The organism is Pseudomonas sp. RA_35y_Pfl2_P32 (genome assembly GCF_963970735.1).
Classification (GTDB): Bacteria; Pseudomonadota; Gammaproteobacteria; order Pseudomonadales; family Pseudomonadaceae; genus Aquipseudomonas.
The window spans coordinates 20,497-32,561 of record NZ_CAXAQF010000005.1; the positions used below are offsets into that span (position 1 = coordinate 20,497).

Consider the following 12,065-nt stretch of genomic DNA (forward strand, 5'->3'; position numbering starts at 1 on the left):
CGCTCAGGGGCGTCTCGACCCCGAACTTTGCGCCTGCAACACGATCAGTCGAAAATTTCGACGACGCCCACTACCGCGTCTTCGTGATTGGTCACCGCCAGGGCACGGATCTTGTTATCGAGCATGTAGGCTTCGGCTTCAGCCAGCTGTGAATCTTCCTTGATGGTGTGCGGCTTGGCGGTCATGAAGTGGGCTACGGCGGTGTGGATCACCCCTTCGTCTTCCAGCAGCGCACGACGCAAGTCGCCGTCGGTAACGATGCCGACCAGAACACCCTCGTCAATGACAACAGTCAGACCCATACGGCTTTGGGTCATGACCATCAGGCAGTCGTGAAAGCTGGTGGCCGGCGTCACGATCGGTGCCGGTGTGTGCATCACGTCGCTGACACGGGTCAGCAATTTACGGCCCAGGCTGCCGCCCGGGTGGTAGCGCGCGAAGTCCATCGGTTTGAATTGCAGCGCCTCGATCAAGGCCACCGCCAAGGCGTCGCCCATGGCCATGGTTGCCAGGGTCGAGGTGGTCGGCGCCAGGTTGTTCGGGCACACTTCGCGCTCGACCGAGATGTCCAGCCAGATATCGGCGTGCTTGGCCAGGGTCGATTTACCGTTGCCCGTCATCGCGATGATTTTATTGCCGAAAGACTTCAGGCTTGGAATCAGCTTGATCACTTCTTCGGTTTCACCGCTGTAACTGATCAGGATCAGCACATCGATCGGCTTAAGCATGCCCAGGTCGCCGTGGAAGGCTTCGGCTGGATGCAGGAAGAAGCTCGGAGTGCCGGTGGAAGCGAAGGTGGCAACCATTTTTTGCCCGATCAGGCCGGATTTGCCCATGCCACAGACCACAGCACGGCCTTTGCAACCGAAGATCAGCTCGACGGCGTTCTGGAACTCACCGTCCAGGCGAGTGGCCATCTGGGTGACGGCCTGCGCCTGGGCAATAAGGGCTTCTTTAGCAATAGCGAGGTGATTCATGTTTGACTTTCGTCCCTGAAAACAACGTAGTGTTAAGCGGCGAATTTTAAGGTCTTTGCAACATTTAGCAAAGTCCCAATCCTGCCCTGAATGGAATTTAAACGGTTTAATGCCGCCCCGAGCCACAACAGCAGCGTTTTTAGTAAACTTTTCGTTGAATCAGCGATCTGTATCACGCAGCATATTGTTACCAAAACCGCTACAAATCGGACATACGGCACTTGCCTAAGTTGAAGTTATGAAACTGGATCTACACCCCCTGCATGGCCGCAGAACCCTCTATCGCTGGCAACAAGGCACCCTGGAGCAACACTTACGCGCCCTGCTGCCAAGCTGGAGCAATAAGCCACTATCCATCAACAGTCAGGACCTGGCCTCCAACGCCTCATTCGTCAACTATGTCCGCCACCATCAACTGGTCGACCCGAGCAATGGTCAAACTGTAGATCTGGTAGAAAAGTCCATTCGCAAGGTGGCCTTTATCGGCAGTCAGGAGGCACGTTTCTATCGGGCCCGGGACATGCTGCGCGGCAGTGAACAGTTTCAGTATCCGGTATGCCTGGGAGTCATCGAAACTCCTTGGGAAAGTCTGATCTTCACCGATTTCGTCAGTGGCAAACCACCACGCATGCACCTCATTGCCAAGCAACTGGCACTGGGCATTGCTGAACTGGAGAGCCTCAGTCACCGCTACCTGAACAACCGCCCACTACACCAGACACCGCTTTACTGGAGCATGGACTTCTTCCGACCCTGGTTCCTACTGCGCCCGCGCTTCAACTTCGCCCGCTGCCTGCCGGAACTCGAGCGCTTGGCTCAGGGCGATGAGCGCTTCACGGGCCTAGCCGATTCATTCAAGGCCTTCGAGCCGCTGCTGGCGCGCCTTGCCCGCGCCGCACGCCGCAGCCCACGCTGTATCAGCCACATGGACTACCTGCGCAAAAACCTGTTTGTCGAAGGCCGAAAATTGCAGCTGATCGACTGGAGCGAGGTCAAGGTCGGGCGCGTGGGTTTCGATGGCGGGGCTTACCTGGGCAGCTTGTTCCGGCGTAAAGACATGCCGCAGTTTCTCGCCGCACAAAAGGAGTTCCTCGACACCTATCGCGAGGCACTGCCTGAAGACTTCGACACGGACGAAGCGCTTCGCAACCTACACTACATGTTCCTGCTTAATGCACTCTTCCATTGCCTGCGCCCGGAGACTATCGCCGAGTACCAGGCCAAGGAACGCATGCCACTGCTGCGGCAGAAATATGATTACTTGCTCAGTTTGCTCTAACGCGACCGACAAAACTATGGCACACTGCCATCAATAATTTTGTTGATCTTTCCCACGTATTCGTCCGAAAGACCGTTCTCCAATTATTAAATTGTATTAACATCCTCGCGATTATTGTTAACGGTGGGAACCTCCAGCGTTAACACCTCCACAACACTCACTCGAATGGACCTGCGCTCCACGTTTATGGATGACGTTTCCTCCCGCCCGCGTTTATTGGTCCTCTCCAAGGGTGCCCAACGCATCGTCACGCTACCCTCCTTGCTGCCCGATTACGCGCTGTATAACGGGAGTGTGGGCGACATGAACCAGGCCGACTGCGTCATGGCCTGGGGCCGTAAACCCAGTGCGTTGAAGGCCATGTCTCACGCCGCACAAGCGAACCTGCCGATCCTGACATTGGAAGATGGTTTCATTCGTTCGGTGGGCCTGGGTACCGATGAGCCTCCACTGTCCCTGATTGTCGACGACATGGGCGTCTACTACGATGCCAGCGCGCCTTCACGGCTCGAGCAGTTGATCGCCGATCCGCTGAGTGATGCCCAGGTCGAGCGGGCTATCGCGCTGCAACAGCTGTGGCAACAGCAGCGGGTGTCAAAATACAACGACGCGCGTATCACCCAGCCCGAACTTCCCACCGACTGCGTGCTGGTGGCCGACCAGACCTTCGCCGATGCGTCCCTGCAAGGGGCCACTGCGGCCGATTTCAGCGCCATGCTCGAAGCTGCGCTGGCGCGTTACCCCACCAGTACCATTGTGCTCAAGGTCCACCCGGATGTGGTCGCGGGGCGCAAACGCGGGCATTTCGACCTGGCGGCACTGGCCAACCACCCGCGAGTGCAGGTGTTGGCACAGAATGTCCACCCCGCCGAACTGCTGCCGCGCATGCGCGCGGTGTATGTGATGACCTCGCAACTGGGCTTCGATGCCCTGCTGTGGAATGTCCCCGTGCACACCTGGGGCATGCCCTTCTACGCTGGCTGGGGGCTGACAGAGGATCGCCTGCCTGCACCGTCACGGCGCCAGCCAGTCAGCCTAGCGCAGTTGATACACGCCAGTCTGGTGCGTTATCCGCGCTACGTCAGCCCTGAAACGGGCCAGCCTTGTACACCAGAAGTGCTGATGAACTGGCTCGGGCTGCAGCGTCGCCATCGCAGTGCACTGCCCGAATCCATTCAGATGCTGGGGTTCAGTCGCTGGAAAGAACCGCTGGTGAAACTTTTTTTCAATGGTTCAACCATTCGCTTTGTCAAGCCCAGGAGAGCGCCGGACCCTCGCTTGCCTGTGGCGTCCTGGGGTTGCAAACATGACGCCGATCTCACGCAACACTCGCAACCGGTCAGCCGGGTCGAGGATGGTTTCCTGCGTTCGGTCGGCCTCGGTGCCGGCAAAGCCCGACCGCTGTCCTGGGTCGTCGATAACCTGGGCATCTATTACGACGCCACGCGCACCTCGCGCCTGGAACACATTTTGCTCAACCAGTGCTTTGACCCTGCGCTGGTAGCTCGAGCACAGGCCCTGCGCGAAGCCATCTGCAGCGCCGGCCTGACCAAGTACAACTTGCCCGGCAACGCCTGGCAGCGCCCCGCCGCGGCACAACGAGTGATTTTGGTAACCGGTCAGGTGGAAGGCGATGCATCCATTCGTTTTGGAGCAAACCGCATCCGCAGCAACCTGCAATTATTGCAGGCGGTACGCGAGCAGAACCCCGGTGCCTGGGTGCTGTACAAGCCGCACCCCGAAGTACTGGCCGGCACCCGCGCCCGAGGCGACGACGAGGCGCAGACCGTCAACTGGTGCGATGAAGTGATTGGCGATACACCACTGCAAGAACTGCTGGAGTCAGTCGACGAGGTTCACGTCCTGACCTCTCAATCGGGCTTCGAAGCCTTGCTGCGCGGTGTGCCCGTGACCACCTACGGCCAGCCGTTCTATGCCGGCTGGGGTTTGACCCGCGATCAAGACCTGCAACCCGAAGTACAGGCCAGGCGCACGCGCCGGCTGAGCCTCGATGAACTGGTGGCCGGCACTTTGCTGCTCTACCCCACCTATGTCAGCCGCATCACCAACCGCTTTACCACTGCAGAACAGACTCTTTACGAATTACAGAATTGGCACGCCTTACCGCAGCCAGGAGCACCATCCAGATGGCAGGAATTGAAACAGCGCTTGAGCAGTTTATTGGGCATCAGTCGCCTGAGAAGCTGAAGGCGCGGGCGCCCCATCGCCCTCTTCCGCCTCAGCCGCACAACAGCTACTTGTTCCTGCAAGGCGTCAGCTCGCCGTTCTTCGCTCGGCTGGCGAAGGCCCTGCGGGCCATCGATCAGCGCGTACACAGCATCAACTTCAACGTCGGTGATGTGCTGTACAGCGCCGGCTCGCGCCATGCGTTTTCGGCGCGACCAGACGAGCTCGAGGCGTTCTATAGCCAACGGTTTCACGACCTCAACATCACCGACCTGGTGCTGTTCGGCGACTGCCGCCCAGTGCATCGCCCAGCCGTAGACCTGGCTCGGCGCCTGGGCATTCGTGTGCACGTGTTCGAAGAAGGTTACTTCCGCCCCTACTGGATCACCCTTGAGCGCGATGGGGTCAACAACAACTCCCTGCTGCCCCGGGATCCGGACTGGTACCGTGAAGTCGGCAAGCATGTCCCGCGCTATGACAATGGCAACCCGTTCAAGCTGTCGTTCGTCGCCCGTGCCGCGCACGACGTGCTGTACCACAGTGGCGGTGCGCTGAACAAACTGTGCTTCCCCCATTACCGCACCCACGCGCCCTTCAATGCCGCCAAGGAATACGCCGGTTTCATCCGCCAGGGCGTGCGCCTGCTGTTCGCCGGACGGCGTGACGATGCGCTGGTGACCGAAGTGGCCCGTGAACGCCACCCGACCTTTTTGCTGCCGCTGCAACTGGACAGCGATGCGCAAATCAAGGACCACTCGGCGTTCGCCAACATGTTCGAAGTCATCGACCATGTCATCGCCTCGTTCGCGGCCTTTGCCCCAGGCGAGGCCCGCCTGTTGGTGAAAAACCATCCGCTGACCCCAGGCCTGGTGAATTATCACCGCATTACCCAGGCGCTGGCCAAGCAGTACGGCGTGGCCGACCGGGTCGACTTCCTGCAGAGCGGGCACATGCCGACGCTGCTGTCGCACATCGCCGGGATGATCACGGTCAACAGCACCGCAGGCGCCTCGGCACTGCTGCACAAACGCCCGACCTACACCCTCGCCAACCCGATCTACGCCATGCCAGGGCTGACCCAACAGGGCAGCCTCGACGACTTCTGGCGCCATCATGAAGCGCCGGACATGGCGCTGTTCCGGGATTTTCGCAATACCGTCATCCACACCACCCAGATCAATGGCGGCTTCTACACCGGCTGCGGGATCGACATGGCGGTGAACAACTGCCTGGACGTGTTGCTGGCTAAAACTTCGAGAATCGAAAACTTCCTATGACGCACCCGTCTTCACCCCGCTGCATCCTCATCACCGGCGCCACGGGCGGCATCGGTGGCGCCTTGGCGCCGGCCTACGCTGCGCCGGGCGTGACCCTGATCCTGCAAGGCCGGCGCATGGACCGCCTTGAGGAAATGGCCAGCGAATGCCGCGCCCTCGGCGCCCGGGTGTTGCTCGAAGCCCTCGACGTACGTGAGCTGGACGCTTTGCGCGCCATGGTGCGGCGGGTCAGCGACGCCGAGCAGCCGGACCTGGTGTTGGTCGGTGCCGGCCTCAACACCGCAGTCGGCAGTAACGGCGAGGCCGAGTGCTGGGACGACAGCCGCGCCCTGCTGGAAGTCAACGTCATGGCGGCCTTGGCCACCGTGGAAGCGGCATTGCCGGCCATGCGTGCGCGCGGCAACGGCCAGATCGCCCTGTTCAGCTCCCTGGCCGGCTGGCGCGGCTTGCCGGTCACCCCGACCTACAGCGCCAGCAAAGCGGCGATTCGGGTCTATGGCGAGGCTATCCGCGACTGGCTGGCACCGGAAGGGGTGAAGATCAACGTGATCCTGCCTGGTTATGTCGAATCGAAAATGTGCTTCGAGATGCCTGGCCCCAAACCGTTCCTGTGGACCGCCGAAAAAGCCGCCCGGCGCATCAAGCGCGGCCTGGCTGCCAACCAGGCGCGCATCAGTTTCCCGTTTCCGCTGAACCTCGGCACCTGGTTGCTGGGGGTGATTCCCCAGCGCCTTTCTTCGTTCATCCTGCGTGGTCTGAATTACAGTGAGTGAATTGTCCATCTTTCAGGCTGCGGTAGTCGGCCTGCTCCTCACCGTGTTCATCGAACGCCTGCTGATCCCGCGCCCGAACCTGCGCCGACCGCTGAGCAGTTGGTGGTTGCACGCCGGTTTGTGGTGCATGTGCCTGGCCGCGCTCTACGCATTGACCGCGCGCCCGCTGTTCAGCGCGATCAACGTGTTGCTGTTGTGGCTGTTGATCGTGATGGTCAGCAATGCCAAGTACCACTCACTGCGCGAGCCGTTCGTGTGCGCCGACTTCGAGTACTTCAGCGATGCCGTGCGTTTTCCGCGCTTGTACCTGCCGTTCTTCGGCATCGGCAAGGCCGCGCTACTGGCGGTCGGTTTCCTGGTGTACCTGTGGGCCGGATTGACCTTCGAGCCCGAAGTCGCGGGGGGGCGCAGCCATGCACTCTGGCTCGGCCTTGCCGGGCTGCTCCTGTTGCGTCTGGGCCACCGCCGCCGTAGCGCACCGACCTTCGACGCCGAGGCCGACGTGCAGCGCTGGGGCATGGCCGCCAGCCTGTGGGGTTACTTCTGGGCCGCCCGCACCGCAGTCGATCCGAGCACCCTGGGATCGCCGTTCAGTAAAGCCTCCTCCCCCGTGCTGCCGACCACCCAGCCCGACCTGGTGTCGGTGCAGAGCGAATCATTTTTTGACGTACGCGACCTGTGGCCCGGGGTGCAAACCCAGGTGCTCAGCGAATACGACCGCCTCTGCGCGCAGGCCCTGGCCCGTGGCAAGCTGCAGGTGGCCGCCTGGGGCGCCAACACCGTGCGCACCGAATTTGCCTACCTGACCGGCATTCCCGGCGATCGCCTGGGCGTGCACCGCTTCAACCCGTATCGGGTGCTGGCCCGTCAGGGCTTGCCGAGTATTGCCGCCCACCTCAAGGCGCAGGGTTATCGCACGATCTGCGTGCACCCTTACGACGGCAGCTTCTACGGCCGCGACAAAGTACTGCCGGCCCTGGGCTTCGATGAGTTCATCGATGTACGCGCCTTCAACGATTCGCAAAAGGCCGGGCCGTTCATTGGCGATTGCGCCGTGGCCGACAAGATCCGCGAACTGCTCGATGACCCGGCGCGTACCCAGCCCTTGTTCATCCACGCAGTGACCATGGAAAACCACGGGCCGCTGCACCTGGAAACCGTCGACGCCAGCGAATTGCCGAACTGGTTCGACCGTCCGCTGCTGACCGGCATGGACGACCTGGCGCCCTACCTGCGGCACATCAGCAACGCCGACCGCATGCTCGGGCAACTGCGCACCACCCTGCTCGAACAGCCGCGTGAGGCATTGCTGTGTTTCTTTGGCGACCACGTGCCGATCCTGCCCAACGTGTATCAAGCCGTCGGCGCGCCAGTGGGCGACACCGACTACCTGATCTGGTCCAACCGTCACCAGCCAGGTGCCAGCCCCCGTCCGATACGCGTCGATGCACTGTCCAGCCAGTTGCTCGCCTGTGCTCAGCAAGCGCGCACGGCGACGGCTGCAGCGCAGGTGCTCTGAGGTCGTGGCCACGATCGTCCTGGGCAGCGACCTGACACCTGAGACGCTGGCGGATACGCGGCTGGCGCGCCTGGTCACGGGTGGGCGCGGCTCCCTGGCATTCCTGATCGGTGACAACGCCTGCCGCGAGCGCCTGCTCGGCACCAGCATCCACTGGGACCGGGTGTTACTGGCCTTTGAGGACGAGAGCGCCGTGGGCTATGTCGCGTTCAAACATCACCTGCGCGGCCCCTTTGCGCTGCGCCCGCAACCCTTTATCCGTGAGTTCGGCTGGCTGATGGGCTGGCTACGGTTTGCCGGGTTCTGCTTGAGCGAACTGCGGGAGTGGCGTTATCCGTTCTTACTGTACGGCCTGCGGGTGAGCAAGTCGGCACGCAACCATGGCATCGGCTCAGCCCTGGTCCAGGCCTGTTGCCAACAGGCTAAGGCCAGTGGTTTCCCGGAAGTGTTCCTGGAAGTGCCGCTGGACAACGAGCGGGCGCGGGCGCTTTACCTGCATAACGGCTTCCGCCTGCTGCGCAAGCGCTGGGTGCCTTGGCCGCCGGTGCGCAGCATGCAGCGACACGTGGAGGCGGTCCTTTGAACGGTCTCGAATCGCCACCGATCCAGCTGGCGCCGCTGGTGGAAGGCCCCGGCTGGATCGGCATCCTGCAACAGTGGGTGGCCTGGAACGTCCTGCACTTGCCGCAATTTCTCGGGCCAGAAGGTTCGCCCTTCTGGTTGTGGCGCCGTGGGCGGCGTGCGCCCAAAGGCCTGAAGGCCATTGCCGGGATCGGCTACAAGGACTCCTCCGCCCAGGCACGGGTACTCTGTAAACGCTGGGGCCTGCCCTACATCGCCATCGAGGACGGCTTCCTGCGCTCCTCGTCGCTGGGCATCGAGGGTGACACCCCGATGTCCCTGGTGGTCGATCCGGTGGGCATCCACTACCTGGCCGACCGCCCTTCGCTGCTGGAAAACATCCTCCAGGATCCGACCAGCCTGAGCGCTGCAGAGCTGGACAGCGCACGACAACTGATCGCCCTGATGCGCAGCAGTGGCATTGGCAAGTACAACAATGCCCCGGACCTCGACCCGAATGACCCCTTGGGCCGCGAGCGCCCATTGGTGCTGGTGGTGGACCAGACGGCCGGCGACTATTCGATCCCCGGTGGCGGTTTGTGCGAGGCGGACTACGTGCGCATGCTCGACGCCGCCCTGGCGGAAAACCCCGACGCCGAGGTGCGCGTACGCATTCACCCGGACTGCGTCGGCGGCCAGAAGCCCAGTTGCCTGCTGGCTGCCGCCACTGAGCGCGGCGTCACCCTGGAAGCGCGGCCGGTGTCCTGGGCCTCGTTGGCCCGACGGGCCCGGCGAGTCTACATCGGCACCAGCCAGGCGGGACTGGAGGCCTTGATCCAGGGGGTGCCGGTCACCTGCTTCGGCCTGCCGTTCTATGCCGGCTGGGGCCTGACCGACGACCGCATGCCGATCCCCCGCCGTCAGGCGCGGCCGGACCTGGTGCAATTGGTGGCGGCAGCCTATGTGCGCTACTGCCGCTACGTCGACCCATTGACCAGCCAGCCCACCGACGCCCTGACCGTGGCCCATCAACTGGCGCGGCAGAAGGCCCGGGATAGCGAGTTTGCCGGGGACTTCACGGTGCTGGGGGTCAAGCGTCACAAACAGCACAACGTGCGACGTTTTTTCAGCAGTCGCTGGGGCCGCCTGGCATTCGCCGAAGACCGCCCGACCCTGGTCCCGGAAGTCGCGGCCAAAGGTGGCAAGCTGCTGGTCTGGGCGGCGCGCGAACCGGCCGATCTCAAGGCTCGCGCCAGCGAGCACGGGGTGCCACTGTGGCGGATTGAAGACGGCTTTCTGCGCTCCAACGGGCTCGGCGCCCTCAATGCCCCAGCCCTGTCGCTGGTGCTCGACCGCAGTGGCATGCACTTCGATGCCAGCTCCACCAGCGACCTGGAGTCGCTGCTCGAGCACGGGGAGTTCGATGCGGCCACCCTGGCCGAGGCCGCGCGCCTGCGCGAGCGGATCGTGGCCCTGGGGGCCAGCAAGTTCAACCTCGAGAGTGACCTGGCTGGCCAGGTGGGTGCCCGCCCCGGCCAGCGTCGGATCCTGGTGCCCGGCCAAGTGGAGGACGATGCCTCGCTGCGCTGCAGCGGCGGCGCACTGCACAACAATTTCGAGTTACTGCAACAGGTACGACTCAACGCTCCCGATGCCTGGATCGTCTACAAACCGCATCCGGATGTCGAAGCCGGCAAGCGCCATGGCGCGGTGTCGACCGATCGCCTCCTGGGCCTGGCGGACCAGGTGCTGCCGGGGATCGATATCGCCCGTTTGTATGGGCAAGTCGATGAAGTGCACACCCTCAGCTCCACCGCCGGTTTCGAAGCGTTGCTGCGGGGACTGATCGTGGTGACCTACGGCACCCCGTTTTATGCCGGTTGGGGCCTGACCCGTGACCAGCAGCCTTTGCCGCGCCGTACCCGGCGCCTGACCCTGGACCAGTTGGTAGCCGGCGCCCTGTTGCGCTATGCGCGCTATGCCGACCTCCAGCAAGCTTTGCCCTGCGATGCCTGGCATGCCCTGACATGCCTGTCGACCCCAAGGCCGCCGCGCCTGACGCTCCCTGCGCGTCTGCTGCCGCTGCGTAACTACACCCGGACCATGCTCGGCTGCGACCGTGCAGCGGTTCCACTCAAGGACTAGACCATGCCTGCATCACTGAAGGATCTTGGCCGCTACGCGGCGCTTCCCTGGCATTGCCTGCAATTGCTGACCCACGCCAAATCGTTCGAGAACAACCCGGTGCTGGGCAGCGCCCGGCTCAACGCCCTGGGCTTGCACGTACAGCGCCGACAGTTGGCCATGAGCATGGCCGCCATGCGTCGCCGGGCCCTGGCGCCGCGGCTGGATAGCGCAGAACTGGCGAGCTTCGAAGAGCAGGGTTTTTTCGTGCGCGAGAACGCCCTGCCCGCCGAGCAGTTTGCGGCCTTGCGCGCTGAACTGGGCGAGCTGCGCAGCACCGGCTGGGAAATGCGCCAGGGTAAAGCGGTGACCCGCCGGGTCAGCCTCGACCAGGACGTGCTGGCGAAGAACCCGGCCAGCGCCGCCTTTGTCGCCGACCGTAGCGTGCGCGACCTGATCGCCTACGCCTCGTCGAACACCGGCGGCATCACCTATCAATTGCAGTCGATCGTGATCGATGGGGTGAACGCCGAGCAGGACCCGCAAACCCGTCTGCACGCCGACACCTTCCATCCAACCGCCAAGGCCTGGTTGTTTCTCGATGATGTGGCCGACGACCAGGGGCCGTTCAGTTACGTACCCGGCTCCCATCGTCTGACGCCGGAGCGCCTGGCCTGGGAATATCGCCAAAGCCTCGGCGCGGCACGCTCCCACGAGCAGATGCACCGCGAGGGCTCATTCCGCATTCATGAACACGAATTGGCCGAACTGGGCCTGCCGGCACCACGGCGCTTCTCGGTGCCGGCCAACACCCTGGTGGTGGCCGACACCTCGGGCTTCCACGCCCGCTGCCCGAGCCTGCGCCCCAGCCATCGCGTGGAAATCTACGCCAGCCTGCGCCGCAACCCGTTCATCCCCTGGCGCGGCGCCCACCTGTTCGCCCTGCCGTGGATCGCCAACCACCACATGCGCTGGGACATCCGCCTCAAGCGCCTGATGGGCTTCGACAAACGCAGCCACTGGCGCTTCATCGAACAGCTCAACGCCTACGAAAAGCCGTACATCTGAGACAGCGGCTTGCTGGCCAACACCTTCAATGAAGGTGTTCACTTTGTAGGAGCGAGCTTGCTCGCGATGGACGTCAACGATGACACGGGCATTCAGGATGAACGCGGCGCTCTCTGGATCATCGCGAGCAAGCTCGCTCCTACAGTGAATGTGTTCAAACCACAATGTGTGAACGACACCAAACCCCGTGGGAGCGAGCCGGGCGGCGCTCCGCTTGCTCGCGATGGACGTCAACGATGACGCGGGCATTCAGGATGAACGCGGCGCTCTCTGGATCATCGCGAGCAAGCTCGCTCCCAC

General features: G+C 62.8%; 10 protein-coding genes. 9 read left to right on the forward strand and 1 reads right to left on the reverse strand.

All coding sequences use genetic code 11. The annotated features are described in order from the left end of the window. Positions 1 to 44: 44 nt before the first annotated feature. Positions 45 to 977, reverse strand: coding sequence for a KpsF/GutQ family sugar-phosphate isomerase (locus AACY45_RS06310; RefSeq protein ID WP_339544660.1), 933 nt, complete (start codon positions 975 to 977; stop codon positions 45 to 47). A 238-nt stretch (positions 978 to 1,215) separates the two neighbouring features. On the opposite strand from AACY45_RS06310, the gene AACY45_RS06315 reads away from it, so the two are divergent. The 9 genes from AACY45_RS06315 (at position 1,216) to AACY45_RS06355 (ending at position 12,005) form a co-directional block, all read left to right on the forward strand. Continuing rightward, positions 1,216 to 2,256 carry a phosphotransferase gene (locus tag AACY45_RS06315; RefSeq protein WP_339544661.1) on the forward strand — a complete coding sequence of 347 codons (1,041 nt, stop codon included), beginning with the start codon at positions 1,216 to 1,218 and terminating at the stop codon, positions 2,254 to 2,256. A gap of 186 nt (positions 2,257 to 2,442) precedes the next feature. Then, positions 2,443 to 4,464: a capsular polysaccharide biosynthesis protein gene (locus tag AACY45_RS06320; protein WP_339544662.1), complete on the forward strand. Its 2,022-nt coding sequence runs from the start codon at positions 2,443 to 2,445 to the stop codon at positions 4,462 to 4,464. After that, positions 4,404 to 5,720, forward strand: coding sequence for a capsule biosynthesis protein (locus tag AACY45_RS06325; RefSeq protein ID WP_339544663.1), 1,317 nt, complete (start codon positions 4,404 to 4,406; stop codon positions 5,718 to 5,720). The genes AACY45_RS06320 and AACY45_RS06325 overlap by 61 nt, the downstream gene beginning before the upstream one ends. Next, positions 5,717 to 6,493 carry an SDR family NAD(P)-dependent oxidoreductase gene (locus AACY45_RS06330; RefSeq protein ID WP_339544664.1) on the forward strand — a complete coding sequence of 259 codons (777 nt, stop codon included), beginning with the start codon at positions 5,717 to 5,719 and terminating at the stop codon, positions 6,491 to 6,493. Before AACY45_RS06325 ends, AACY45_RS06330 begins: the two co-directional genes overlap by 4 nt. A gap of 7 nt (positions 6,494 to 6,500) precedes the next feature. Further along, positions 6,501 to 8,012, forward strand: a complete 1,512-nt coding sequence (locus tag AACY45_RS06335; protein ID WP_339544810.1) for an LTA synthase family protein — start codon at positions 6,501 to 6,503, stop codon at positions 8,010 to 8,012. A 4-nt stretch (positions 8,013 to 8,016) separates the two neighbouring features. Continuing rightward, positions 8,017 to 8,595: a GNAT family N-acetyltransferase gene (locus AACY45_RS06340; protein WP_339544665.1), complete on the forward strand. Its 579-nt coding sequence runs from the start codon at positions 8,017 to 8,019 to the stop codon at positions 8,593 to 8,595. Further along, positions 8,592 to 10,718 carry a capsular polysaccharide biosynthesis protein gene (locus AACY45_RS06345; protein WP_339544666.1) on the forward strand — a complete coding sequence of 709 codons (2,127 nt, stop codon included), beginning with the start codon at positions 8,592 to 8,594 and terminating at the stop codon, positions 10,716 to 10,718. Before AACY45_RS06340 ends, AACY45_RS06345 begins: the two co-directional genes overlap by 4 nt. Before the next feature lie 3 nt (positions 10,719 to 10,721). Further along, positions 10,722 to 11,765, forward strand: a complete 1,044-nt coding sequence (locus tag AACY45_RS06350; RefSeq protein WP_339544667.1) for a phytanoyl-CoA dioxygenase family protein — start codon at positions 10,722 to 10,724, stop codon at positions 11,763 to 11,765. Positions 11,766 to 11,774: 9 nt separating this feature from the next. Then, positions 11,775 to 12,005, forward strand: coding sequence for a hypothetical protein (locus AACY45_RS06355; protein WP_339544668.1), 231 nt, complete (start codon positions 11,775 to 11,777; stop codon positions 12,003 to 12,005). Positions 12,006 to 12,065 lie beyond the last annotated feature (60 nt).

Bases quoted from the DNA above. Each gene is read 5' to 3' on its own strand.
- AACY45_RS06315 (WP_339544661.1), top strand. From the start codon at position 1,216: ATGAAACTGGATCTACACCCCCTGCATGGCCGCAGAACCCTCTATCGC.
- AACY45_RS06350 (WP_339544667.1), top strand. From the start codon at position 10,722: ATGCCTGCATCACTGAAGGATCTTGGCCGCTACGCGGCGCTTCCCTGG.
- AACY45_RS06325 (WP_339544663.1), top strand. From the start codon at position 4,404: ATGGCAGGAATTGAAACAGCGCTTGAGCAGTTTATTGGGCATCAGTCG.
- AACY45_RS06330 (WP_339544664.1), top strand. From the start codon at position 5,717: ATGACGCACCCGTCTTCACCCCGCTGCATCCTCATCACCGGCGCCACG.
- AACY45_RS06320 (WP_339544662.1), top strand. From the start codon at position 2,443: ATGGATGACGTTTCCTCCCGCCCGCGTTTATTGGTCCTCTCCAAGGGT.
- AACY45_RS06310 (WP_339544660.1), bottom strand. From the start codon at position 977: ATGAATCACCTCGCTATTGCTAAAGAAGCCCTTATTGCCCAGGCGCAG.